At 67.2% G+C, this 22226-nt stretch carries 23 protein-coding genes; 8 read left to right on the forward strand and 15 right to left on the reverse strand.

The annotated features are described in order from the left end of the window. Window positions 1-45: 45 nt before the first annotated feature. Window positions 46-5106, reverse strand: coding sequence for a DEAD/DEAH box helicase (locus tag ACODS0_RS14315; RefSeq protein ID WP_488835671.1), 5061 nt, complete (start codon window positions 5104-5106; stop codon window positions 46-48). A 397-nt stretch (window positions 5107-5503) separates the two neighbouring features. Here ACODS0_RS14315 and ACODS0_RS14320 point away from each other — a divergent pair, with 397 nt between their 5' ends. Then, a complete protein-coding gene (locus ACODS0_RS14320) occupies window positions 5504-5767 on the forward strand; it encodes a hypothetical protein (RefSeq protein ID WP_488835673.1) in 264 nt (87 codons plus the stop codon). A gap of 6 nt (window positions 5768-5773) precedes the next feature. Here the strand turns inward: ACODS0_RS14320 and ACODS0_RS14325 are convergent, their stop codons facing one another. The 12 genes from ACODS0_RS14325 to ACODS0_RS14380 form a co-directional block, all read right to left on the reverse strand. Beyond that, the gene (locus tag ACODS0_RS14325) at window positions 5774-6079 is read right to left on the reverse strand and encodes a hypothetical protein (protein WP_488835675.1); all 306 of its coding nucleotides are present in this window, start codon (window positions 6077-6079) and stop codon (window positions 5774-5776) included. Window positions 6080-6238: 159 nt separating this feature from the next. After that, entirely contained in the window at window positions 6239-6700 is a 462-nt protein-coding gene (locus tag ACODS0_RS14330) for a hypothetical protein (RefSeq protein WP_488835677.1), read from the reverse strand. Window positions 6701-7183: 483 nt separating this feature from the next. Beyond that, the gene (locus ACODS0_RS14335; protein ID WP_488835679.1) at window positions 7184-7576 is read right to left on the reverse strand and encodes a hypothetical protein; all 393 of its coding nucleotides are present in this window, start codon (window positions 7574-7576) and stop codon (window positions 7184-7186) included. Next, window positions 7566-8324 carry a hypothetical protein gene (locus tag ACODS0_RS14340; protein ID WP_488835681.1) on the reverse strand — a complete coding sequence of 253 codons (759 nt, stop codon included), beginning with the start codon at window positions 8322-8324 and terminating at the stop codon, window positions 7566-7568. Before ACODS0_RS14340 ends, ACODS0_RS14335 begins: the two co-directional genes overlap by 11 nt. Then, the gene (locus ACODS0_RS14345) at window positions 8321-8776 is read right to left on the reverse strand and encodes a DUF6878 family protein (RefSeq protein WP_488835683.1); all 456 of its coding nucleotides are present in this window, start codon (window positions 8774-8776) and stop codon (window positions 8321-8323) included. Before ACODS0_RS14345 ends, ACODS0_RS14340 begins: the two co-directional genes overlap by 4 nt. Window positions 8777-8972: 196 nt before the next feature. Next, window positions 8973-9266 carry a hypothetical protein gene (locus ACODS0_RS14350; RefSeq protein WP_488835685.1) on the reverse strand — a complete coding sequence of 98 codons (294 nt, stop codon included), beginning with the start codon at window positions 9264-9266 and terminating at the stop codon, window positions 8973-8975. Then, window positions 9263-9742 (reverse strand): hypothetical protein, encoded by a 480-nt coding sequence (locus ACODS0_RS14355; protein WP_488835687.1) that lies wholly within the window; start codon window positions 9740-9742, stop codon window positions 9263-9265. The genes ACODS0_RS14350 and ACODS0_RS14355 overlap by 4 nt, the downstream gene beginning before the upstream one ends. A 139-nt stretch (window positions 9743-9881) precedes the next feature. Next, complete coding sequence (locus tag ACODS0_RS14360) at window positions 9882-10502, reverse strand: hypothetical protein (RefSeq protein WP_488835689.1); 621 nt, start codon at window positions 10500-10502, stop codon at window positions 9882-9884. Window positions 10503-10986: 484 nt separating this feature from the next. Further along, the gene (locus ACODS0_RS14365; RefSeq protein ID WP_488835691.1) at window positions 10987-11319 is read right to left on the reverse strand and encodes a hypothetical protein; all 333 of its coding nucleotides are present in this window, start codon (window positions 11317-11319) and stop codon (window positions 10987-10989) included. Further along, window positions 11316-11633, reverse strand: coding sequence for a DUF5983 family protein (locus tag ACODS0_RS14370; RefSeq protein ID WP_488835693.1), 318 nt, complete (start codon window positions 11631-11633; stop codon window positions 11316-11318). The genes ACODS0_RS14365 and ACODS0_RS14370 overlap by 4 nt, the downstream gene beginning before the upstream one ends. A gap of 323 nt (window positions 11634-11956) precedes the next feature. Then, window positions 11957-12412 (reverse strand): hypothetical protein, encoded by a 456-nt coding sequence (locus ACODS0_RS14375; protein ID WP_488835695.1) that lies wholly within the window; start codon window positions 12410-12412, stop codon window positions 11957-11959. 1 nt (window position 12413) lies between these two features. Beyond that, window positions 12414-12695, reverse strand: a complete 282-nt coding sequence (locus ACODS0_RS14380; RefSeq protein ID WP_488835697.1) for a hypothetical protein — start codon at window positions 12693-12695, stop codon at window positions 12414-12416. A 791-nt stretch (window positions 12696-13486) separates the two neighbouring features. Here ACODS0_RS14380 and ACODS0_RS14385 point away from each other — a divergent pair. The 3 genes from ACODS0_RS14385 to ACODS0_RS14395 all read left to right on the forward strand — a co-directional run bounded on the left by ACODS0_RS14385 (window position 13487) and on the right by ACODS0_RS14395 (window position 16523). Next, on the forward strand, window positions 13487-14797 hold the full coding sequence (locus ACODS0_RS14385; RefSeq protein ID WP_488835699.1) for a hypothetical protein: 1311 nt from the start codon (window positions 13487-13489) through the stop codon (window positions 14795-14797). Window positions 14798-14901: 104 nt separating this feature from the next. Further along, entirely contained in the window at window positions 14902-15711 is an 810-nt protein-coding gene (locus ACODS0_RS14390) for a hypothetical protein (protein WP_488835701.1), read from the forward strand. 194 nt (window positions 15712-15905) lie between these two features. Beyond that, window positions 15906-16523, forward strand: a complete 618-nt coding sequence (locus ACODS0_RS14395; RefSeq protein WP_488835703.1) for a DEAD/DEAH box helicase — start codon at window positions 15906-15908, stop codon at window positions 16521-16523. Between the two features lie 60 nt (window positions 16524-16583). Here ACODS0_RS14395 and ACODS0_RS14400 read toward each other — a convergent pair whose 3' ends face one another. Both ACODS0_RS14400 and ACODS0_RS14405 read right to left on the reverse strand, forming a co-directional pair. Further along, window positions 16584-17123, reverse strand: coding sequence for a hypothetical protein (locus ACODS0_RS14400; RefSeq protein WP_488835705.1), 540 nt, complete (start codon window positions 17121-17123; stop codon window positions 16584-16586). Continuing rightward, on the reverse strand, window positions 17120-17824 hold the full coding sequence (locus ACODS0_RS14405) for a hypothetical protein (RefSeq protein WP_488835707.1): 705 nt from the start codon (window positions 17822-17824) through the stop codon (window positions 17120-17122). Before ACODS0_RS14405 ends, ACODS0_RS14400 begins: the two co-directional genes overlap by 4 nt. A 640-nt stretch (window positions 17825-18464) precedes the next feature. Between ACODS0_RS14405 and ACODS0_RS14410 the strand changes: the two genes are divergently transcribed. The 4 genes from ACODS0_RS14410 to ACODS0_RS14425 all read left to right on the forward strand — a co-directional run bounded on the left by ACODS0_RS14410 (window position 18465) and on the right by ACODS0_RS14425 (window position 22217). Further along, window positions 18465-20009 (forward strand): Fic family protein, encoded by a 1545-nt coding sequence (locus ACODS0_RS14410; protein ID WP_488835709.1) that lies wholly within the window; start codon window positions 18465-18467, stop codon window positions 20007-20009. Between the two features lie 46 nt (window positions 20010-20055). After that, the gene (locus tag ACODS0_RS14415; RefSeq protein WP_488835711.1) at window positions 20056-20370 is read left to right on the forward strand and encodes a hypothetical protein; all 315 of its coding nucleotides are present in this window, start codon (window positions 20056-20058) and stop codon (window positions 20368-20370) included. 332 nt (window positions 20371-20702) lie between these two features. Next, window positions 20703-21563 carry an N-6 DNA methylase gene (locus tag ACODS0_RS14420; RefSeq protein WP_488835713.1) on the forward strand — a complete coding sequence of 287 codons (861 nt, stop codon included), beginning with the start codon at window positions 20703-20705 and terminating at the stop codon, window positions 21561-21563. 51 nt (window positions 21564-21614) lie between these two features. After that, complete coding sequence (locus tag ACODS0_RS14425) at window positions 21615-22217, forward strand: hypothetical protein (RefSeq protein WP_488835715.1); 603 nt, start codon at window positions 21615-21617, stop codon at window positions 22215-22217. The last annotated feature ends 9 nt before the right edge of the window (window positions 22218-22226 follow it).

Here is a 22226-nt window from a genome sequence, read left to right on the forward strand (position 1 = left end):
GGCAAGAAAAAGCGCCCCACCACATTGCGGTAGTGGGGCGCGAACTCATGCGGCCTGGCGTGCCGCCGCCTCTCCATCCAGACTGGCGCTGCCAGCCACGTCCTTGTCGAGGTCCAGCGCCTTGACGAGCTCGCGCTGGCGAACCAACAGCCCGGTCAGCCGGCCCTCGTGCTCGAAGGGGCGGATCAGCTCGATCTGCAGGTCTTCCAGCCGCTTGCGCCGTACGACGAGTTGCTCACTGGTCTTGGCCTGCTGCTCGGCGACGGACGCCAGGGCCGCCAGCAGCGCGGACACGATACCAGGTCCCGTCTGGTAGGGCTCGGCGTCGTAGCGGCAGTGCCCCGCGAGATAGAACGTTGGCGTGGCTTCTCCGCCGATGGTCTGCAGGCCAAGATCGAAGCCGCCGAAACGGCCTACGAACTGGTCGCTCACCGATGGCCTGGTGCGGGCCGCTGCCTTCGCGGTCTTCACCAGTTCGCGCAAGCCGTCGCCCACCGCGTCGGGCCCGGCGATCCGCCGGCCTCCCAGTTCCAGGGCGATCTGCCCCATGGTCTGGGGCTCGACCTGCTCGGCATCCGCGGCAAGCAACGCGGCCTTCTGTTCCAGCGACGCGATCAGCATCGGCAACCGTCCCACCTCGCTCTCGTTGGTCCAGCGCTGATTGCGCCAAACCGAGAACAGGGTGGAGAGTTTGGCCACTTCCGCGTCCACGCCAGCCTTCTCGATCACCATCGGGTTGCCTGACGCCAGGGCCTTGACCTCGGCGTAGCTCAGCGTGGCCAGTTCCACGTCCTCGATGGCCCGTAGGCCCTTGTCACCGCGCATGACCTGCGCGATGAAGCGCGCCTTAGTCTCCAGCGTTTGCCACATGTAGGCGTCGAAGCTTTGCTCGGTCACGTAGCGGAAGATCTCGACCTCCTCGCATTCGTTGCCCTGGCGCAGGATGCGGCCCTCGCGCTGCTCGACGTCACAGGGACGCCACGGCGCGTCGAGATGGTGCAGCGCCACCAGGCGGGTCTGCACGTTGGTGCCCACGCCCATCTTGCCGGTCGATCCCAGCAGCACGCGCACGCGGCCCTCGCGGACCGCCTTGAACAGCGTAGCCTTCTGAACGTCCGTCTCGGCGTCGTGGATGAACGCGATCTCGCGCTCCGGGATGCCGGCATCCATCAGCCGCTGCTTCAGGTCCTCGTAGACACTGAAGGCCTTGCCGCCCTTAGGGCTGGACAGGTCGCAGAACACCATTTGCGCGCCGCGGAAGTCCGCCGTGCGCTGCCAGATCGCCAGCACTTCGCGGGCACAGGCACCCACCTTGCCCTCCGGATCGAACTTCGCCGTCGGCGCGATCAGCCGGAAGTCCAGTGCAGCCGCGCGGCCATCGTTCGTGACCGCGAGCATGTTGTCTTCGGTCGGATCGACATGCCCATTCCGGATCGCTTCGGCACGCTGGACCAGCGTCTGCACATAGGCCTTCAGTGCCGGGCTGGCCGGACAGGCCACCGTGCGTGCCTTGCCGCCATGCAGCTTCGGCACCGGCAGGTTCAGCATCTCGGCGGTGCGGATGTCACCGACCTCGCCGAAGATCGACATCAGCTCCGGCACGTTGATGAAGCGCGCGAAGCGCGTGTGCATGCGGTAGCCGCTGCCGTCCGGCGCGATCTCCAGCGCTGTGACGCTTTCGCCGAAGGTGGCCGCCCAGGCATCGAACTGCTGCAGGCCCAACTCCTCCAGCCGCCGGGGCTGCAGGTAGCGCTGCATCGTGTGGATCTCGGCCATGGTGTTGGCCACCGGCGTCGCCGTCGCGAAGACCACGCCACGCTGCGCGTTCCCGTGCAGCTTCATCGTGTAGCGCGTCTTCAGGTACAGGTCGAACGCGCGTTCCGAGTTGGACAGGGGCAGGCCCGCGACCCGCGTCATCTTGGTGAACCGGTACAGGTTCTTGAACAGGTGGGCCTCGTCGACGAACAAGCCGTCGATGCCCAACTGCTCCCAGGTCAGCAGGTCGTCCTTCTTCTTGTCGGCGGCCAGACGCTCCAGGCGCACCTTCCAGCTCTTCTTCTGCGCTTCGAGTTGCTTGATGATCCGGTTGCTCCGATCACCGCTGTTCTCGGCGCGCACAGCCATCTCTATCTCATGGATCACCTCCGCGATGTAGTCCTCGGTGAATTGCGGCGACATCCGGATGCGCTCGAAGCTCGAGTGCGTGATGACCACCGCGTCCCAATCGCCCGTGGCGATGCGCGACACCAGCTCGCGCCGGCGGTCGCCTTCCAAATCCTCCTTTCCGGCCATCAAGACCGACGCCTGCGGATACAGGCGTACGAACTCGGCCGTGTACTGCGCCAACATATGGTTGGGGACCACATGGCAGGGCTTCGCGAGGAAGCCAAGGCGGCGCATCTCCATGCTCGCGATCACGCACACCGCCGTCTTGCCGGCGCCGACCACGTGGAACAGGCCCACGTTGCCGGTCTGCACCACACGCCACACCGAGTCCCGCTGGTGCGGGTGCAGATCGAAGCACTGCGAGAACCCCGGCAGCCTCAGGTGCGAACCATCGAAATGACGTGGCCGCGTGGCGTTGAACAGGTCGTTGTAGACCCGGCACAGCCGCTCGCGCCGTTCGGTGTCCTCGAAGGCCCAGGCCGCGAAGCGGTCCTTGAGCGCCCCGAACTTCTCCCGCGCCGCCAGCGTTTCCTCCGGATTGACGTGGTAGCGGTCCGTGGCCGGATGGCGGTCGCGCACCGTCGGCACTTGCACGTTCAGCGCGGCCTGCACTAGCTCGATGGCGTTCATGCGTGTGGTGCCCCATTCCTGGGTCACTTTGACGTTGTGCCGCGCGCTCCACTCCGGGTAGGTCACCGACCAGGCGCCGGCCTCGGCCGAGTACGCCACCTGGCAGTCCTTGAGTTCGAGCACCTCATGGATGAAGCCCTCTACGTCGCCCGCCGGAATCCACACCGCGCCCAGGCGCGGCTCGATGGCCGCAGGCTGCAGGTCTTCGGGCTGCACCCGCTCCAGCGCCTCCACGTTGCGGCGGAAGGCCGGGCCGGACAACGCCGCCTGCTTGAGCTTTTCCTTGACGTTGCCCGACAGGTACTCGTCGGATGTCTTCCAGGCGCTGTCAGCCGGATCGAGGAAGACCTGTCCGGCCTCGGACAACGCGGCCAGCACCTCGTCCTCGGGCGCCGACAGCAGCTGTGCCATGTAGGCCGGATCGACCCGGCCGCGCCATTGCACGGACGTGGCCAGCGCCTCCAAGGGCTCGCCGACCGCCGTCGGCGCTGACACCCGGCGCAGTGTGCGCTTCGTGAACAGCGCCGCCTTGCGCGCGGTGTCCGACTCGTCGTCGTAGTGCTCCAGCGACAGCAGCAGCGGGTAGTCCGGGTCGCGCCGGAACGCCAGCGCGTTGGCGCGCGTGCTCAGGCAGCCATGGCGCGCCACGTAGCGGTCGTAGGTGCCGTTGAGCATGGCCCGCAGATGGGCCAGCCCTTCGTCGTCGTCCTGCGCCAACTGCGCGTCGAGCAGCGCCCGGGCATGGTCCCGGATCGCGCACAGGCCCGCGATGCGGGCGCGCTGCGTGGCGTTCAGGCTGTCATGCAGGTCGACCAGCTCGGTGCCTTCGACCCGGTGCACGCGCCCGTGGTGGACGCAGTAGCTTCCGGGGCGCGCGCCAGGTTCGGCAGGCACGGTTGCCCGGACGGACGCCAATGCCACTGGCTTGGCCGCTTCATACACGCCACTGGGCAGCAGCGCGATGCGCTCCGCCAGCGCCGGCTCGAGGTCGCCCTCGAACACGACGGTCGGCACTTCCTCGTAGCCATTGCTCTCTTGCGTGACCTGCCCGATGCAGAAATCGGGGTTCTGGGCGTACCAGGCATTGATCTGCAGGTACTTCTGCGCGCAGCGCGGGTGCCGCAGTGCATCGGGCACCATCACTCGCTCCAGCCAGGCGCCGCTCACGGCTTCGCCGGGGCGGCGCTTGCGCAGGAACAGGATGTCGGTCTGAACGTCGGTCGACGCGAGGCCGGCGAACGCGCCCTGCGGCAGCCGGATCGCGCCCAGCAACTGGGCTTGGGACGCGACGTATTCGCGCACAGCGTCCGCGCGCGCCTCCATCGTGCCGGTGCTGGTGATGAAGCACACCAGCCCGCCAGGGCGGACCAGATCCAGCGCGCGGCCGAAGAAGTAGTTGTGGACGCGGAAGCGCGCGTAAGGCTTTGGGCCCGTGTCGGCGACCGGATAGTTGCCGAAGGGCACGTTGCCGATTACCAGGTCGAACCAGTTTTCGGGCAGCGCCACCTTCTCGAAGGGCGCGATGCGCACGTCGGCACCGTGCGGTGCGTACAGCGTCTGCAGGAGCCGGCCGGACAACTGGTCGATCTCGACGGCGGTGACTGAACTGCGCTCGGCGAGCGCGCGCGGCATCGCGCCGAGGAAGTGGCCGACGCCGGCTGCGGGTTCGAGCACGCGCCCGCCCGTGAAGCCGAAGTGCTCCACGGCCTGCCACATGGCCTCGATCACATGGATCTCGGTGTAGTGGCTGTTGTTGACTGAGGCGCGGGCCGACTCGTAGTCCTCGGCGGGCAGCAGCGCCTGCAGTTCCTCGGCGCGGCGGCGCCAGGCCAGATCAGTGCCTTCGAGGTTGAAGGCGGCGGGCAGGCCGCCCCAGCCGGTGAAGCGCAGCAACTGAGCGCGCTCGGCGACATCCGGCTGACGCTGGCCGGCTTCGAGGGCCTGCAGGGCCTGGATCGCTGCCACGTTGGCGTCGAACTTGGTGGCCGTGCCGGCCAGGCCGGACAGGTGCTCGCGCTGTAGCGTGGGCCACAGGGATCGGGGCGTGTCGCGCTTGGCACCGGTGAGCACGCGCCAACTGGCGCGCGGTGCCGTGCTCGGGACTTCGGTCTCGACTTCGACCTCAGCCGCGGCGTCCATGGGCGCGTCGGCCACGAGGGCGACGGGTGCGAGCTGGATGGGGTTGGAAACGGGTGCTTGGGGCGCAGACAGTTCAGCGAACAGGTCCGTCTCAACAGACGGCTCAGGGGTGTCTGGGATATCCGGGTCGAAGCCCGGAAGCCACAAGGAAGGCGCAGTGGTGCGTGCCATCGGTGGTTCTCCGAAGGAAGGCGGGGAACGCACCGACCCATCGGGGAGGCGAGCTCCCCGGATGGGATGGACGAAAGATCACGGCCCTGGCCCCTTGCGCGCAGGCGTAGGAGCCAAGGTGTGTGGTGGCGGGCAGCTCAGGGCTGCCGTGGCGGCGGGGCGGGTATCGACCGCGACGCCCGAGCGGGATCGGGAACGCCCATAGGGCGTGCGTTGGCCGTGGCCAGGATGCGCGGGTCAGTATGGGAGCGTTGCCGGTGTGCGTTGAGCTGGATGCGTCGTTGCCTCTCTCACCGCCCGGATTGACAGGCGGTTTGCCGTGGCGACGGACTGCCGTCTTGCCCCGTCAGTGGTAGTCCCGGCTCTTGTTCGTCGCCTCGGCCAGTCGGCCCAGCAGATGAGTCAGATACACCAGCTGCGCCGCCACCACATTGCACGCCTCACCTCGCGCCGCGAGCTCGCGGTTCGTTCCGTGGATCCGGGCACATTCCTGGCCGCACTGCTTGAGGCCGGGCCGGAGGTGGCGAAGGTGCTGGGCGGCATGCTCAAACGGTTCGAGGCCCCGCCCGTTAGCCGGGAGGACTTCCTGGTCATCCTGGACAAATCTGCCTGTTCGTCCTTCGCGACCGCTTTGACCAAGCACTGGGGGTTTCCAGGTTGATTGAGATCAGTATTCACTGGGCAGCAATAGCGTGGTCACGCTCCGGTCCCACTCGGTGATGATCCAGAGCTTCAGGTCGGGCGCAACCTGGTAGGACGAGAACAGCCGATCCTCGCCGGACTGCAGTGCAGCGTCGTTCAGGCACCGATCGCTGTCGTCGAGATCGCCCCAGTCACCGCAAAGATGACGGTAAAGGTACGGTGCCGGGTTGAGCCTGCCTTCGCCGATCAGCGCGCCGACGCCGGTGGTCACAACCACCTGACCTGAGGCGAAACGGGCTCGTGACGGAAGAATGAAAACTGCGAGTGCCATGGGGTTTCCTTGGAAAAAAGGAAGGGCCGCGGCACCCGCTGGGGCGACACGGCCCCGTTGTGGGTGAGAGGAATGAAGACGGTTGCGGGCCGTCAGGAGGTCAAGACCAGTGAAAGTCTTGTTTTGTCGTCGATACAGCGGTGCCGTGCTTTTTGTGAACTACAGGGGAAACGTGGTCAGCAGTTCGCTGAAGCTGTGATCCGCGGGCAGGTCCGGGACGTCGTTGCCGCGGTAGACCGTCGGTACCTCCTGCGGCTGCAGATCGCCGCGCAGGACTGCTCGCTGCAGTTGGTCCTTGCGTTCGATCCAGATGAGCTCGTAGCGTGCGATCGCGTCCCATTGGGCGGGCGTGTTCGCTTCGACCGCATAGGCGTGGTCGCAGGCACGGGCATCGGAGTCTTCGTAGCGCACGCAGACTTCGCGGTAGGTGCCGAACTCGTGGGGAGAGCTGATCACGGCGAACCGGGCGGGCACATCATCGGCCAAGGGAAACAGGCGTTCGAGCATGCGCCGGAAGACCAGGCATTCACGCCGGGATCGCGCCTCGTAGTCGGGATGGCCCACCTGGGCGCAGTTTTCCTCGCAGGGCGAGGCACCGATGGTCATGGTTTCATAGGACATGGGTGTTCTCCGGAGAGGGAAACACCAGCCCAGCATCGGGAACGGTGTTCCCGGATGGAAGGGACGTGCCGGCGACGGGGCCGGCGCGTTGAAGGCAAGGGGCGGGTAACGGCCGCGCCGCCAGCGCAGAGCGCTGGAAGCCCCCCTGGAGGCGGATGAAAGCAGGTCCAGTGTGGCCGTGGCGTGGGCGTGGTGTCTGCGCCGCCGAGCGGTGCCACGGAACAGCGGCGGAGATGTTCCCCGATCGCGGGTGGCGCGATGGCCGCTGCCGCAGGCTGCGGAGCGCAGGGCTGCGAAACCGTGCGGGCCGGCGTCTTGCGCGAACCCGCCATGGTGCTATGGGGTGGTGGCCTGCCCCAGTCCCCAGGCACGGAATGCCGCATGCCCGTCGATGGGGCTGGCACACAGCAATTCCGCAATGGGCTTGCGCTCCAGCGTCAGGTCGAGATCGTCGTAGCCGCTGGGAGTCTCCGAGAGGCACGTCTAGAGATCGAACTCGCTGTCCTCGATTTCTTGCTCGACGATCTGCTCGGCAGTGTCCGAGTCGAATTCTCCCTCCGTGAGCAGTTCTTCAGGCAGGGGATGCTGCGGCACGGCGCGCGCCGACCGGATCTGGCAGGAGATGGAGCGGAAGTAGCCCCCGCTATCGTCGTACTCGGCGGAAACCGCGAAGGACAGCGTCACGGCGTCCAGCCAGGCGTGCTGTGCGAACAGCCGCGCCAGGAAGGCGCCGGCCCAGCTCGCATCCAGCGCGTCATGCTCGGCTTTCACCTGACGGTAGCGGGTCTGGAGTTCGATGCCAGCCTGGTTGAGGGCCAGCGTGCCGTCGGCCTGTGCCAGGAAAGTGGGTTGCTGTTGGGGATTTTCAGTGGACATGGTTGTTCCTTGCTCTGCGGTGGTTGCCTTCGGAAAACACCACCGCGTAGGGATGGATGTGCGGCAGCAGCGGGAGCCACCAGGGCCGCTCTGCGCAGACCTGGTGCCAGTCGCCGTGGCCGTCGTTGTCGCTGAGGTGGACCTCGATGCAGCGCTCGCAGGCCAGCATCTCGGCCACCAGCGTGGTCTCGCGGCAGCCCGTACGGGTCGCCAGGATGTGCAGATGCGAGAGGTCGAGCGCGTAGGGCACGCCCGAATCGAACACCGTGCGGTACTCCGCCCAGCTCGACACCAGCCAGACATCGCCGGCCGAGGGGTAGTGGCCTTCGACGCCGACCGGACAGCCGAACAGGTCGGCGCAGCGGCGCGCGTGGCCCAGCATGCGGGGCAGATCCGCTTCGCAGCGGCGCCCGGCATGCGCCGTGTACGCCGGTGCATCCAGCCGCCGGCTGATGCGCGCGGCCTGCGCGAACCAGTCGGCGTGCAGCGCGAACCCGCTGAGGTCGGCCAGCCGGCGCCTGGAGAGCACCTGGACGTTGGCGTGCAGCCGGAAGCGCGTGCCTGGATGGGCGGCGCGCAGCGCATCGGCCAGCGCTTCGTCCAGGCAGCCCAGGCTCTGCGGTACCAACTGGACGTGTTCAGCCGAAAGCCGCCCGAACAGCGGTTCCTCGATCGGGTCGCACAGCAGCGCTGCCGCCGCTTCATGCCGCAGGCCCGGCCAGCAGGCAAGCGAGACATGCGCCTTCATACGCGGATCTCCGAGTATTCGGAGTCGATGAAATAGCTGTTGTGCTCGATGACCACGGTGGATGCCGTGGCATCGAACACCACTTCGCCCGAGGCACCGCTTTCGTTTTCCCAGCCGCCGAAGTGCTGGTCGACCGCATCCATCGCGAAGTCGGTGAGCGCGTCGTCGAGCGGCCTGTCATCCAGGCTGACCGTGGTCTGCCATGCGCCGTCGACGTACTGGCTGGACTCCACGTACTGCGGTGCCATTGGCATCTCGTCCAGCTCACGGGGACCGTCCGGCATCTCGAAACGGACGCCCTCCGGGCCGCCCGAGTCGCCGGAGCCGGTGTAGCTGACCGCAGCCCGCAGGACGCCTTCGTCGCGCAGCGCGGAGAAAATCGCCGTGCGGTTGGCGGCGATGCGTTCTTCTTCGGAGAGCGGTGCGCCCTCCGTTTGGATGGGATCGTGCATGTTGCTTCCTCATCAAAATGAGGCGCACGCGCCCCCGTCGGGGCGTCGGTGCCCCTCGGGGTCAAGAAAACGCCCGCCGGTGAACGGCGGGCCAGGATGGCGGTGCCGCTTGCGGCGGTACCGTGTGCTTCTCGCATTGCCGCGAACGGCTATGGCGCGGGCGGGCTGATGTGTTACCAGCCGTGGGGCGCGGCTGCTACGAGCGCGGTGCTTGCGGTTTCGCGAGTTCTGCCAGCAGGGCGTCGTCGTCAGCACCGGAGCGTTTGTCGGCGCGCCGTGCCTTGGCGACGGTGTATCCCTTCGCGCGAAGCTGGCGGATGGTGTCCGCCGCATGGACGGAGAACACCTTGCCGGTGCCGTCCGTGTGGGTTGTCATCACACGCCAGGCGTCCTCGCCGGCCTTGGTGTTGGGCAGGAACTGCGTGAACCAGCCGTCGTCGCTCCAGCTCAGGTCCGGCACGGGCAGGTCGGCTTGCATCCGGGAATTCATGGTTCGATCTCCGCGCGTCGCGGTGCGTCCGCGAAAGCAAGCATCCAGGCGTCGGTCTCATCGTCCACATGACAGGCGATGGCGGCACGGCGTTGGCGCTGACCCACACACTCAGGAAAGTACGCGATCAGCCCCCTGACGCAGCGCACGTCCCACTGGTCGATACGGTGATGGCCCGTCTGGCGTATGCGCTGCAGCCACTGCGACCAGTCGGAGCGGTTCGCTTCGGCGTGCATGCGGGCACGCTGCGCAAGGTCCGAGCCATCACGGGCGCTCCGGGCCGTGGCCCGCAGTGCCGCGCGCTCATCGTCGTCCAGCACAGCGCAGCGAATCAGCGCGAGGCATGCGGCTTCGGAGTCGAAGTCGATGCCGATGCCGATGCCGATGCCGTGCAGCAAAGGATCGCAGCGGGCGATCCGGGTGTCCAGGGCGCGCTTGGCGCGCGCCTTGAGATTCTCGAAAGGTAGTAAGGACATGGGGTCTCCTGGCCGCCGCAGCGCGCAGGCGTGCAGTGGCGAAGCGCACCGTGTGGTGCGCAGGAGCCCGCCCCACGGGGCGAGCCCCGGGGGGTGGTGGAATCAACGGCGGGCGCCAAGACACCCGGGCGCCGCAGTTTCAGGCGGCCAGAGGCTCCGGCTGCATCTGCACGGGGGTGATGAACAGACACCGCAGCGCCGTGAGGCTCCCCTTGCCGAATTCCTTGCAGGCGTCGGCGACCAGTGGCTCCACTTCCGGCGTGAGCGGCTCGCAGGGCGAGATGCTGGCGACGAGCATGTCGTCATCACCCAGGAAGGCCAGTTCGCCCGTGGTGTTGTTGTGGGTCACTTCCCACACCAGCTGGGGCCGCTCGGCTTGGTGCTGACGCACCAGTTGGGCGGCCGAGGCCAGCGTCTCGACGAGGACCGCGCGCTCCAGATCGCCCAGTTCGTGGCCGTAGAGATGGACCAGATAGCGATCCGGCTGCAGCGGTTCCAGCGAGTCGATCGGGAGCATGGGAAACCCTAGCCCGGTAGGCGCGGCGGACGGTGCGATGGGGCAGGGCGCGACGGTGTCGACCTGCTGGCAGCGTTCCAGGTGGGTCAGCTTGAGCAACAGCGCATCGGCGTGCGCGCGGTCCGCGAGCGTGAGCTGGGTCCGCATGGCAAGAATCTCCTGAGTCATCAGACGCAGCTCCTGCACGATGGCGCGCTCGGCGCGGCGCTCGATGGCGCAGAGGGTTTCGGCGACAGTGGTCATGGATGGCCTTTCAGAATGGGTGGACCGCGACCAGGCCCGCGAACGGACATGGCACGGCATGGCGCGGCTATGGGCCGCGGGGTAGGTGAAAAAACGGAGCGGCGCCGGATCGGCGCGGAAGCTGGGGCCGGAGAACCCGGCGCGGTGCTTGGCAGCAGTGCTGCGTTGGGCGGGTAACGACCGCGACGCCCGAGAAACTCGGGAAGGCGCTCGATGGCGAGCGAGGGCCATGGCCCGGGAAAACGCCTCCAGTGTGGGGCTCAACCGTCGGCGTGAAAGCAGCGCTCGGTAGGCTCCGCGCGCATTCAAGGTCACGGACGAGCGATTACCGGTGGCGATGGACCGTGCGTCGTTGTGTCGTGGTCCTCGCGACCCGCGTGGGCCTGAGCAATGTCGTTTCGCGATGGATGGTGGCTCGCGGGGTGCCCGTGCTGACGCAAGGGTACCCGGCGAACAGGATGGGCCTCAGTCAGGCGGCCCGGATTCAGCCGGTGTGCAGCACGGCGGGCGGCCGGTCGGCATGGTGCTCGACCACGCGGTTGCCGGCGTTCAGACACTGGTCGAGAAAGATGCCCTGAATCAGGCTGGCGGGCGGCTCAATGCCAAGGGACTCCAGCTTGTCGGCTACGGTGTTGATGTCCGTCCAGTCGAGCCAGGGTTCCGCCAGGCTGTCGTAGAGGAAAGTCTCTTCCTGGGGGAGTGCCGCGTCGCTGTTCCGCACCACGTGCAGGAACAGCTCGCGCAGCGGCCGGTCGTAGCCAGATACCACCGTGACGGCCTGGCCCGCATGGACTAGATGAAGAATGTGGCGGCTCATGAGAGTGTCTCCTGATCCCCGAAGGTCGCGAAGCCCTCGACCGTTTCGGCGTCGGCATCGAACTTGATCCAGACGATGCCGGTTGCACGTGCCGCGATGAAAATCGGGACCAGCTCGGGTTCTGCGGGAACGCTCTCGCCGTGGGGGGCGACGTAGACGAACCCGCCGTAGTCGTTCGGATAGGCGATGACCGACAGTTCGCCATCGGCAAGTCGCAGGCGGGTGGATGGGCATAAGTGCGCGATCGAGACCGCGACCAGGGGCTCGGCGTGCCGCAGCAGGTGCTGGGCGGGGGACGCGGGTGTGGCGTTCACGGGCTCTCTCCCGCTACGCCAGCGCAGCCAGTTCGGCGTACGGAGCTCATTGCTGCGCAAGCCGAGTGTCCGGTCCATGGCATCGGCCGTGGCGTGGTAGAGGTCTTCCGTGCTGGCGCCTGGATTGGCGGCGCGCAGCGCAGTCTCGATTGAGTTCCATGGTTCATGGCGCCCTCGAGGGCGTTGGCAATGGACATGGGATGCTCCTTTCGTATGGATGGGGCGCTGCCCCGAAGGGACAGTGCTCTTGGGGAACAGGTGCGCCAGGGGCGCGTGGGTGGAGCCGGGGCCTTCGTCGCGGGGGGCGGCTGCCGGTCGGGTCGCTACGCTTTGCCGGTTGGCGTCGCCGTCTCGGCGATGCGTGCATCAGGCCCGAAGTACAGGCCGCTGATCAGGTAGTGCCGCCCGGTGGACGGATCGCGCACTTCGATCGAATGGGGCGTGTGGATACGGGTGACCTCGCATTCGCCCAGCCGTTGTGTCGCTACCCGGTCGCCGGTGCTGAGTGCGCCTTCGCGCGCCAGCCGGACCAGGCGCAAGGTTCCGGGCGGAACGGGCTCGGGCCGCGGCGGTTCGGTGTACGAGCCGATGAAACGGCGCCGACAGATGTGCCGTGCCGATTCTCGGGTCTGCGCATCGACCGCCTCTGCGTAGCATCGCGCGTAGCTGTCCAGCAGTTCGTCGAGCATGGCTTCGCTGCGCAGCGCGGCGTCCGCGTCGAGCCGCTCAATCGCGACCTTGGCCCACAGGGGCAGGTACTGGTAGGGCGTCGGACCCATCTCAGCACTCTGGCGTGGACGGGGATTCCTCGGCGGGATCGGCGCTGAGGCGGGCCAGCAGTTGGTCGATCTGCGGAACGCCGAAGTCCCGGGGCTCGAAGGGCCGGCCATGGGGACTGAGCCCCGCGGCTCGCACGATGCCCAGTGCCTCGACCTTGGCTTCACGCAGGCGGTAGAGCCCTTCGTAGACGAGTTGGGCTTCGCCGTCCCCGAGCAGGTCTTCGAGGTCGATGGTGGCGCGGTCCTGTGCCGGACCGGCACTGTCGGAGCAGGTTGTGTGCATGGTGTTCTCTCCAGGGGTGGACGGGAACACCGCTCCCTGGGAGACGGTGCTCCCAGGTGGAAGTGGTTGGCGGGACGGATCCGCGCCGGGCAGGTAACGACTGCGACGCCCGGCATGGCCGGGGCTTCCTTGAGGGAAGCGGGTGAGCCTTGAGTGTGGGCCGGGATGCGGTAGCTGCCGCCGCAGTCGCACGACCGCGAGCCGCGAACGCCTGGCTCGGCGGGCGAATGCGGGTGGCGACCATGGCGCCGCAGGATGCGGCGGGGTGTTGCAGCAGAAGGGGGACATGCAGCCTGCTGCAGGGCGATCAGGCTTGCGCGAAGCTGCTGGACCTCGTCCAGCGCATTGGCGTCCACATCACGCCGGGCAAGGAACGGTTGAGGCAGGCCTCGACCGCGCCGCATATTGAACGCTGCGGCAGTGGATGATAGAGTGACCAGGCTTTCGGCGCTGCGCGCCGTCACAGGCAAGCTGCCAGCCTGCTCATCGAGCGAATCGTAGCCTTGTGAGACATGCGGACGGTGTCCGCTTTGCGATCGCGCCACCTGTCAACGGGTGGCCCGCTTTCTGCCGTGTGGCAGCCCCTGCCGGGTTGTCCGTTTTCTTGACCCCTGCGCGGATCCGCGCAGGGGCTTTCCATTTTCATTGAGCCCCGCGCCCGCGCTGCATGCGCAGTTTCGCGCGTCGGCGACCTTTCGATGTCCCGTGCCGCACCGGCAAAGGACACCTGTCAACCCTAGCGGGACGCTTCCCGCGCAGGGACGGCCCCGCGACTTGTTCAAGGAGCCATCATGAACAAACACCAAGTCAAGGTTCTTTCCAACCTGCGGCCGGAGACGGTCGTTGCCGTAGAAGGGGTTCCTTTCGCTATCCGGGGGCTGGCGCTTCCCGGCGTCGAGGACGCGCGTGAATCGCTCTCCGAGGTGGCCTTCGTCGGCGCGGCCGACGCGCAAGAGACGATCGACGTCAAGGCAGTGCTGCGCATCCCGCCGGACACCGAGGAGCGCATGGTCGTGATGGAAAAATTCATCGTGGTCGGCGGCCTGTGTTTCGACGATGACGCGGAACGCTGCAACCCGCTCGCCGAGGGCCATGCCATGGGCTGCCTGTACCACCGAGGGCGGCGCGCGCGGCGCGACGAGGAGGGGTACTTCTTCCACGCCCTGGGGCGCGACGGCGACGGCAACAAGGATCTCGGCGACGAGGGTGTGTCCGGCCAGTTGGCCGACTGCGTTGTTGCTTCGCTCCGCAAGAACCGCTCGCTGATGGCGACGCTGGGCAACCTCCTGCGCAGCCGCGGCAAGGCAGCCACGTGGAACGCGGTCCTGCAGACGGTCGAGGATGCCGTCCACCAGGAAGGCTGGGAGTTCGCGCTCGACTACATCGCCAAGCAGTTCCTCGACGTTCCCTGGTGGAACGACCTGGCACCGTGCTGGCACGACAAGCTCAAGGACCTGGCGAACCTGCTCTGCGAAAGCGAGGCGGAGGCGGCCTGGGAGCGTGCCCTCGCGGCAGGCAGCATCGGCTACCCGCTGGCGGTCCTGCTCGACATCTACGACCATGGCGGCATCGTCTACAGCGTGACCGGCCATGGCATGCAGTGTCGCTGGGACACTACGCGCGGCGGTGCCGTCTGGGTGCCCGACGAGGACGCCGAGGACAACATCCGGTCCAACGTGCTGCGCGAACTGGGCGTTGGCGAAGCGTTCTGGTTCGGCACGGCCGGCGGCCGGGGCGATCCGCCGGCCGTGCACTATTCCCTCGACGGCGGGACCACCTGGATCGGCGGCTATGCGACACGGACGCAGGCTATGGCGGCGCTGGTCGAAGCCTCGGGCCTGGACATCCCGCCGTCCAAAGTGGCGGCCAAGCTCGCCGAGGAAGCCGAGCGGTACTGCCGTGGCGTGCTCGATGAGTACAACGCCTGGGTCAACGGCGAGGTCTACGGCATCGTCGTCTACGTGGTGGACCGCGTCACCGGACGGCGCGTCGAGGACCGCGACGAGGAGTGTTGGGGCTATGTCGGCAGCGAGTACGCCGAGGAGACCCTGGAAGACACCCTCTTGAACACCGTGATGCATCTGGGTGCCTCACCGCACTAGTCCCGGAGCCTGCCACCGGCGTGCTACCGGCATCACATCCATTACCCCCAGGGGCGCCGACCCCTGGGGGTAGCGCCCCTTCATTTTCATGAAGGAGAAACCACATGAACACCGATCCGAGAACGCTCATCGACGACGTGCTGGCGTACGCGCTCAGGTTCGCCGAGAGCAACGACGAGCCCACCACCGGAGACTGCTGGGCCGCGATCGAGCGAGCGCGCCACTACCTGCGCGAGTCGGCCAACCAGGACCAGTCCCGCGAAACTGCACCGTCCGCACCGTCCGCACCGTCCGCACCGGCGTTGGGTGCGGTACCAGGCATCCCTTCCCTGGAAGCCCTGTGCGCAGAGGGCCTGACCATCGGAGAGTGCATCCGGGCCTTTGCGGTGCCCGGCGACGATCCCTACGTCTCGGCGGCCCGCGCGGCTATCGAGGATGACGACGACACGGAGATCGACGACCACACGACCACTTCGACCGGCGACGGCGGCGCGTGGGTGCTGGCCTGGCTGTGGATCAGCGATGCGCAGGCTGGCGTGCTCTCGCACAGTGCAATGCTGGAAGAAGTACTGGTCCATGCGCGCAAGTCACTTGCCGGCGCACACGGCCTGGACGTCGAGACGGCGAGGCTGCGGGAGAACCAGGCCGATTGGCTGGAGGATTTGCTGTCGAACTATGCCGATGAAGTCGATGACATCGCGTCGGCCCGGCCCGAATCCGAGCCCGGTGCCATCCTGTGGGTTGATGGAGAAGGCCGCGATGTGCTCTTCGCGCCGTCCGAGGCGTTGCTGCACTTGCTCGCGCTGGCCCGACAAGCCGACCTGAGGGAGCGAGCGGTCGAGCACTGCGAGCGGTTCTGCGCGCAGCATGGCAGTACCCTGGATGCCGTGCTGGTCGTGATCCAGATCGGCTGAGGCCGACAAACGAAATAGATAGGAGCGCAATAAAACGCCCGGACCGCCTTGGATGGCGGGTCGGGCGTTGCTGTTTCTGCGGTACGAAGGCAGCCCCGGGGGGCATGGGGCTTCGGGCGGCGCGCGTGCAGGGTCTTGGCTTCCCGGCGAGTACTAGCTCTTGAAGACGCCGCGTGTCGCGAGAAGCTGTCCGCATGCTCACCGATGCAGAAAAATCCCAGATGCAGACCTGCCTGCGCGCGCTGCGCGAGGCCATGCCGGACTACACGAGCCGCCGGGGGCAGCTCGTGATGATGGCCGAGTTGGCGCAGGCCCTGGGCAGCCTTGGCGACGCGGAAGAAGGCTTGCGGCCACCAGCCCGGCGTATCGCTGCGATCGAGGCCGGCACCGGCACGGGAAAGACTCTGGGCTACCTGCTGCCGGCCATCGTGCTCGCGCGTTCGCGCGGACGCACCGTGGTCGTGTCGTCCTCGACCGTAGCGTTGCAGGAGCAGCTCATGGCGAAGGATCTGCCCACCCTGCAGAGGCACCTGCCGGTCGCGTTCAGTTGCGCACTGGCGAAGGGTCGAGGCCCAAGGCAGGTCGGCCTTCATGGAGCGCAGCGTTCCGGAGGTCGGCATCCGGCTGGCGCAGGCCGTGGGTCGGCTGCTGCGCACGCGCGAGGACCGCGGCCGCATCACGGTGCTGGATACGCGGCTCGGAAGCACCCCATGGGGGCGGCGTTTGATCGCGGGGTTGCCGCCGTTTCGTGTTGTGCGAGGTACGGAGCCGGGGCAGGAACGGCGCGTGGCGTGAGATGTGCGCAGGCGTGAGCTGGAAAACGAAAGCCCTGCCGCATGGCGGCAGGGCTTCCTCCAGGAGATGCCGGACGTTCACGAGGTCGGCAGTCCGCACACCTCGATCCAGTACTGCGCAGGCAGTTCGCTGGCGTAGCGATCGATCAGCGCGAAGTACGCGCCATGGTGCTCGGGCCGTGGCTCGACGAGAGCCTGCTGCTGCCCGTCGCGGGTTTCCAGCCGCGGTTCCAAGCCAAGCTGGCGCAGCGCCTCGATGGCGGGGTGGTCCGCCGCAGCGCGCAGCCGCGCATGCCAGGAGCCCTGCGGGGGGGTGGCGGCGGCTGCATCCAGCAGATAGCGGATCTGGCGGATGTAGGTCTCCGGCATCCAGCGGCGTCCATGGGGCCTCAAGCTGCCGTTCTCGCAGGCACCAGCAGCCTGAACGGCCTGCCGCAGGATCTGCGAGCGGTCGCCCACCATGCAAGCGTCCCAACTGCGCGCGCGTCTGCCGTGGATCCCACAGCGCACGGCGTTGTCGCCGCCTTCGATGGCGATGATGTAGCGGTCCTGGGCTAGCCCGAGCGGAGCGCCTGGCACGTGGAACGCGGCCCACTGGTATTCGACGCGGTGGCTCATGGAGTGGCCTCCTCGAACAGGTTGGCCTGCCAGTCGAAGACAGGCAGGCGGTACGGGGGCTGGGCCACGCGCCCGAGCGTCACGCGGATCCCGGCCTGCGTGTCCCCGGTCTGGGCCAGCAGCGATTCAACGTAGAACGTATGGCGCGCCGCCTCGGGCTCGCGCAGGTCGAGCGAGAGCCCGAAGCGTGTCTCACCGGTTTCAGCCGTGATGTAGATCAGCCGCGTTCCATGGAAGGCCTCCAGATGCTCGAAGGTCTCGAATGGAGCATTCGGCCAGGGGCAGCGCATGCCGCGCACCCTGTCGAGGGTTGCGCACAGCGTGACGCGAAGGCACAGGCCATGCCGCTCGGCCAGCTGCGCTGGCGTCAGGGGGCTTTTGAGGGCCTCGCGCCACAGCCGGAGGTAGTCTTCGGGGCTGACCTCCCCGTACCAGAGCTTCAGATTGCCATCGACCGTGCGCGTGGCCCGGTCCTGGCAGAGGAAGCCGATCAGTCCCCGGCTGGTGAAGCAGGGCAGCGCACAGTGCGGATCCCGCAGGATCCGGGGCCGTCCCGCCCCGTCGTCGTTCGTATCTTCCCAGGTGATCGGCACGAAAAGCGCCTCGCCGGAGGAGGTCGCATCCGGTGGCAGGGCGACTGCCACGCGGGTGCGTTCAATCTCAGACGGCCGGTGGGCCGCCTGGAGCGTCTCTGCTTGCATGTGAATTCTCCTGTCAAAGGGAGGGCGGGGGTTGGGCCAGAAGACCCAGGCGACTCGCCCACTGCTTGGCCACCGCAGAGGTGGCGGGAAATGAAGAAGCCGCCGACGTGCAGCCATGGTGGGCTTGGCGACGGCGAAGGATGGACTGGGATTGCTCGGAATCCCGTTGTCGGCCGGGTTGCCGCTCAGATGGCGGCGACCACCAGCGCTGCGCATGGCCTGGCCACCGCACACGAGCGATGGCGGCGAATCCCGTAGAGGCAGGTAACGACTGCTACGCCCAGCCGGAGCGGGGAAGTCTTCCGCAAGGGAAGCGAGGGAGTCCCCAGTGTGAGCGCAGCCGCAGCGCAGCAGTTGGTGTTTCCGAAGGAGTGCCGCGCAAGCGCCCCGGTCTGCGGGGGATTTCTGGTGGCATCGACATCGGCGTTGGCATTGACTTGGCCGGTCGCGTCAAGCTATCACCGATCGGTAGTGTTCCCGGCCATCGTCTTGTGCGAAAGCGTTTTTCCAACAAATCGGTCACTGGTCATCATTTTTCTTTGGCTGTCGGCGTATTTGTGTAACCATGTGCCAAAGTGTTTTTTCTCCAACGGAGTTGATAATCATCATTTTTCGTGGTGATTAAGGGGATTTTTGTAACATGCAGATTGGCTTCAAGGCCCTGGAGGCTCAGTACGGCATCGCCTTGGTGCAGCCCCTGCGGGTGGAATCGACCATCGGCACCACCCGCTCGGTGCGAGAGTCGCCCGAGCGCATCCTGAACCAGTACCCGGTCGTCTACCGGCCGGCGGACAGCTTCGCCGGTCACTTCGAGTTCGGCCTGAAATACGAGGAGATCCACCTCGAGTTCTTCGCGCGGCTGTTCGCAGCCTGTGGGTCGGAGCCGCTGGAGCAGTGGTGCCGGGCTGAGCCCTTCGGGCAGTACGCACGCCGTGCCGGCTTCTTCTACGAGTGGCTCACCGGGCACCGGCTCGATGTGCCTGACCTGACCGCCGGAACCTATGTCGACGCCATCGCCGCAGACGCCTATCTGACGCGCACCGAGGCCATCCGGGAGCGGCGCTGGCGCATCAACAACAACTTGCCGGGTACCCCGGCGTTCTGCCCGCTCGTGCGCCGCACCCCGGCCTTCGGCCAGGCGCTGCAGTTCGATCCCTTCGGGGCGATCGCCGAGCTGGACCGCCAGTTCGGCGAGGACGTGCTGATGCGCGCCGCGGCGTGGCTCACGCTCAAGGAGTCGCGGGCGAGTTTCCTGATCGAGCACGAGGCGGACAAGACTGATCGCATCAAGCGGTTTGCCCACGTCATGGCCGAGCACTGCGGCAAGCTCGAGGAACCACTGGGCATCGACAGCCTCACCGTGCTGCAGAAGGGCATCCTCGGCGAAACCGCGCTTCGCTTCGGCGTGCGCCAATCGCCGGTCTTCGTGGGCCAGGCCACCATTCGCGACGACATCGTCCACTACATCGGCCCGGACTTCACTTCGCTGGACGGAATGCTGGACGGGCTCAAGGCGTTCGAGCAGGCGACGCGCGGACGGGAGGCGCTGGCGCGCGCGGCCGTCATCGCGTTCGGCTTCGTCTACATCCACCCGATGAGCGACGGCAACGGACGCATCCACCGCTTTCTCATCAACGACACGCTGCAGCGCGATCGGGCCATTCCCGCGGGCGTGATCCTTCCTGTGTCGGCCACCATCACCGGCGTGCGGGAGTTCGGCCATGGATACGACCGCGTCCTGGAGGTGTTCTCGCGCCCCTTCATGCGGCGCTACGACGATGCCCACCGCTTCGGCGAGATGGTCGCCTACGAGGACGGGGTGCGCTCGAACCTTCTGTTCGACGCCTACGAGGACGCCGGTGCGGCCTGGCGCTATCCGGATCTCACGGAACACGCGGTCTACACGGCCCAACTCGTCGCCCACACGATCCGGCACGAGATGGCGGACGAGGCCCGCGTGCTGGTCCGGTTCGAGGTCGCGCAACGCCGCATCAAGGACGTGCTGGAGATGCCCGATTCGGACGCCGTGCGCATGATCCGGTCGATCAAGGAGAACGGATGGCGGGTCTCCGGCAAGCTGACAAGGGAGTACACAGTGCTCGAAGACAAGGCGTTAGCCCTGCGCGTCATCGAGGCGGTGCAGTCGGCGTTCGAGGACCGCGAGCCGGTTCCCATCGTCGAGTGAGCGGATCCGCCGCGGTACAACGCTCCTCCGTTTTCCCAGGAAGCACATGTTGAAACGCGTTCGCCGACGTGTTCAGGAAGACGGCCCGACAGCTGAACTCGAAGCCTTCCTAGCTTCGCAAGGTTACATCCAACTCCGCGTCATCGGCACTGCCGCGTGTGGCTTGCATCGCTTCAGTTTCACGACCGGCCTCGTGGTCGGACTGAACTTCGAAGGCTATGAGCGTCGGTATTGCTACGAGCATGCGGCCGATGCCCTTGCGGCGCTCGCGGCCTGGGATGGCTATGGGCATCCCGGCGGCCCGTGGATCAAGTGCAAGGGGGCAGGGATCGATCTGTTGAATCCTTCATTTGTGGAGTAGGCCGGACGACGCCGCAGCAACGCTGGCAGATGTGCCCTTGCAGGGTAAGCACGGCTCCGTAAGGTGTTTCCGAAAGGAGACTGGCTGAAAGACGGTGAACTTGCCCGGCGGGCCGTGCCGAGCGGCAGCCGCTCCCACCGCAAGGCCGTGTGCGCCCGCGCACGGCGCTACTGGGCACGGGTGCGCTTCCATCGCGCCTGCCACCTGCCTGGCTGGCGGCCGAAGGCCGGGGGCGCGCACCGGCTGCTGCCTGACGGCCGGGCGGTGCCGTTGACCCGGCCCTGCCGGGCGGGATGCTGTTCTGGACGACCCGCATGGGCGGGTGCGAAAGGATGGCGATGGATCTGGACGGTACCGACCACACCAAGGAGCTGCTGCAACTGATCCGCAAGACCGCTCACCGCTGGAACCCGCACGAGGTGTTCTCGGATTTCGTTGAGCTGTCCTGCCTGTCTTTCAGCAACGCGGTGGACCGGTGCCAGTTCGACGCACGCGAGGCGCGCTACCTGCAGATCGCGAAGAGGTATCCGCGCGACGTATTCGAGAGCTTCCCACGCATGCTGGGACACCTGACCCTCGCGATGGAGCGGCGCTGCGCCGCGGGCGGACTGGGCGACGTGCTCGGGGGTGTCTACATGCAGCTCGAACTGGGCAATGACCGGGCGGGGCAGTTCTTCACGCCCTACCACGTGTCCCAGATGATGGCGCGCATGCTGGTCGGCGACGGGGCCGAGGCCAGGGCGAAGGGCTTCCTCGACGTGCTGGAGCCAGCCTCCGGCGCGGGCGGCATGGTGATCGCGATGGCCGATGCGCTGCAGCAGGCGGGGCTGAACTACCAGGGCGCGATGCACGCAACCTGCATCGACATCGACATCGACCTGTGCTGTATCCACATGACCTATCTCCAGGCTTCGCTGCTGCATATTCCGGCCATCGTGCTGCACGGCAATTCTTTGAGCAACGAGGTCTGGAGCCGCTGGTACACGCCAGCCCATGTGCTGGGCGGCTGGCGGCGGCGCATCGAGGCGCGGCAGGCGCGCGAGCCCGAGCCGCAGCGCACCGATACCGTTTCCCCCGCCGTGCCCGATCACGTCGGGGCGCACAGGAGCGATGCGCGGCCCGAGCGTAGGCCGGTGGTGCGTCAGGAGTCGCAACCGGAAGTGGCTGCTCAGCTCAAGCTTTTCGATGATTGACGCGGTGGCCGACGACCTTGCACCGGGGGGCTCCGCTGGGAAGCTCCGGGCATGGACACCAGTACCGATGGCCGCCTGGGGCCGCTCTTCCATGGCACGCGCAGCGCGAGCGGGCGGAGCATCTTGCGGGAGGGGTTTCGGCGCTCGGCATCATGCAGCTACACCGGCACCGGGATCTGCCTGAGCGAATCGCTGTCCGTGGCCTACGAGTACGGCGAGTACGGAGCGGGAGGCTGTGTGCTGGAGGCCTGGGTTGCGCCCTCGGCGCGCTGGACCGAGGGGATCAATGCACCGGAGGGGCGTTTCGACGTGGGTGAGGCCTACGACAGGTTCTTCGAGTGCTCGGGCAACGACGCGGCCCGCGATTTCTGGGGCAACGTCTGGGTCGTGTGGAACCCCGCAGTGCTGGTCGCCGTGCACCGGCTGACTTTCCGCGAAGCGCTGCGGCGCCTGTGCGCGGAGTTCGAGGAGGACGGCCCGGACTGCGGCTACAACGGCGCGGTCTCGGACTACGCCGGCATCTGGTGGGGCCGGGAAACCAGCGATCCCAACGTCACGCGATTTCCCGAGCACCTCTCCATGATGCGGCGGCTGCAGCGCATGGTAGGGCGGTGCAGGTCGGAGCGGGTCATGCCGACAGGGCCGGTCGGCTGACCGGTCCGC

This window comes from Acidovorax sp. FG60 (assembly GCF_057808995.1).